The organism is Shewanella sp. 2_MG-2023, assembly GCF_030548905.1.
Lineage (GTDB): Bacteria > Pseudomonadota > Gammaproteobacteria > Enterobacterales > Shewanellaceae > Shewanella > Shewanella electrodiphila.
In genome coordinates this window covers 1-1010 of the sequence record NZ_JAUOSO010000048.1, presented here as the reverse complement: position 1 = coordinate 1010, position 1010 = coordinate 1, and the positions used below count along the sequence as shown (strand labels likewise).

The following is a 1010-nucleotide window of genomic DNA, read 5'->3' as shown; positions in this document are numbered from 1 at the left end:
GACATTTCAGGTACCACTACAGATGTGGCGCCAAACAGCACAGTCACCCTAACGCTTACCGATAGCGCTGGCACAGTGCAGGTCATCACTGGCGTCACTGTAGATGCCAATGGCGATTACAGCATTGATGGCGTAGATATTTCAGGCTTAGTTGATGGTGACATTACCGTTGACGCATCAGCTGTCGACCAAAACGGTCAAACCGTTACCGATGCTGACACCGACAACATGGACGCCACCGCGGGTTCAATTGATGTGGCCCTCACCATCAATGATGGCGCAGAAACCGCTGACATTTCAGGTACCACTACTGATGTGGCGCCAAACTCAACCGTCACCCTAACCCTCACTGATAGCGCTGGCACAGTGCAGGTCATCACTGGCGTCACTGTTGATGCCAATGGCGATTACAGCATTGATGGCGTGGATATTTCAGGCTTAGTTGATGGTGACATTACTGTTGATGCATCAGCTGTCGATCAAAACGGTCAAACCGTCACGGATGCTGACACTGACAACATGGACGCCACCGCGGGTTCTATTGATGTGGCCCTCACCATCAATGATGGCGCAGAGACAGCTGACATTTCAGGTACCACTACTGATGTGGCGCCAAACTCAACCGTCACCCTAACGCTCACCGATAGCGCTGGCACAGTACAAGTCATCACTGGCGTGACCGTTGATGCCAATGGCGATTACAGCATTGATGGCGTAGACATTTCAGGTTTAGTTGATGGCGACATCACTGTTGATGCTCAAGCTGTGGATCAAAACGGTCAAACCGTCACTGATGCTGACACCGACAATATGGACGCCACCGCGGGCTCAATCGATGTAGCCCTCACCATCAATGACGGCGCAGAGACTGCTGACATTTCAGGTACCACCACCGATGTCGCGCCAAACAGCACAGTCACGCTAACCCTGACTGATAGCGCCGGCACAGTGCAAATCATCACTGGTGTCACCGTTGATGCCAATGGCGATTACAGCATTGATGGCGTAGA

The 1010-nt window shown here is 52.2% G+C and carries 1 pseudogene; it reads left to right on the top strand.

The window, feature by feature from the left end:
- Positions 1 to 1010 (top strand): annotated as a pseudogene (locus Q4600_RS21105) (hypothetical protein); the annotation flags it as partial.